The following is a 1202-nucleotide window of genomic DNA, read 5'->3' as shown; positions in this document are numbered from 1 at the left end:
ACTAGTGTTAAGTTAACTATGATATGACGTAATAATTGCATACCTTTAAAAAAAACTATGAAAAGGTATGTTATTAAATTATTGAAAGATGAAGTGGAAGAACTTATGGCTATTATAAATAAAGGTTCACATAGCTCCCACACCTTTCGCACTGCTTATGTATTATTAAATTGTGATGAAGGCGAGTATGCCGAAAAGATCACCAATGAGCAGATTAGTAAGGTTCTGAAAATAGGAATGCGAACAATAGACAGGATAAAAAAGCGGTTTGTGGAAGAAGGTTTAGAAGGAGCTTTGGAGCGTAAGCCAAGTGCTCGAGTTTATGAGAAAAAAATAGATGGAGAAGTAGAAGCCAAGCTTGTACAGCTTTGTTGTAGTGAACCACCTACAGGATATGCCAAATGGTCTTTGAGGCTTTTGGCCGACAAAATGGTTGAACTTAATTACGTGGATAGTATTTCGTATGTGGCCGTAGGTAACACTTTAAAAAAAATGAACTTAAGCCTTGGAAAGTAAAAGGATGGGTGATACCACCGGATAAGAACAGTGCCTTTGTAGCCAGTATGGAAGAAGTCCTGGACGTTTATAAGAGGCCTTACGATGAAAGCAGACCCGTGGTTTGCATGGATGAATCCCCGAAGCAACTCATTTCAGATGCCCGAAAATCCGTTCCCATGGCATCAGGTAGGGAAACAAGAGTAGATTATGAATACATCAGGCATGGGATGGTTAATATATTCATGGTCAATGAGCCACTTAAAGGGAAAAGGATGGTTGAGGTTACTCATTTTAAAAAGAAACAAGACTGGGCAAAATTGATCAAGAGAATTGCAGACCAACTCTACCCAAATGCAGAGAAAATCACGTTAGTGATGGATAATTTTAAAACACATGCGGCATCGTCACTATATGAAACCTTTGAACCTCAGGAAGCCAAACGGATCTGGGATCGATTTGAATTTGTGTTCACACCCAAACATGGTAGCTGGCTCAATATGGCGGAAATAGAACTTCATGTTTTAAATGGACAATGTCTCAGTAGACATATGTCCTCTATGGACGAAATAACCCGTGAGATTGCAGCTTGGCAAAATGACCGTAATAATAAAAACAGTAAGATAAATTGGCAGTTTACCACAAAAGAATCAAGAATAAAACTAAGACGGCTTTATCCGTCAATTTACGGTTAACATAACACTAGA

The 1202-nt window shown here is 38.4% G+C and carries 1 protein-coding gene; it reads left to right on the top strand.

Annotation, left to right across the window (positions count from 1 at the left end; translation table 11 throughout):
• Positions 1-57: 57 nt before the first annotated feature.
• Positions 58-1190 (top strand): IS630 family transposase gene (locus GJQ68_RS23075; protein ID WP_162419618.1). Its coding sequence is split into 2 segments (ribosomal slippage): positions 58-484 and positions 484-1190, totalling 1134 coding nucleotides; the frame shifts between segments, so codons are not numbered across the junction.
• Positions 1191-1202: the final 12 nt, after the last annotated feature.

The sequence above is a fragment of the Cyclobacterium roseum genome, assembly GCF_010119225.1.
GTDB lineage: Bacteria > Bacteroidota > Bacteroidia > Cytophagales > Cyclobacteriaceae > Cyclobacterium > Cyclobacterium roseum.
The sequence above is the reverse complement of the archived record's forward strand: the minus strand, read 5'-3'. Positions and strand labels throughout refer to the sequence as shown.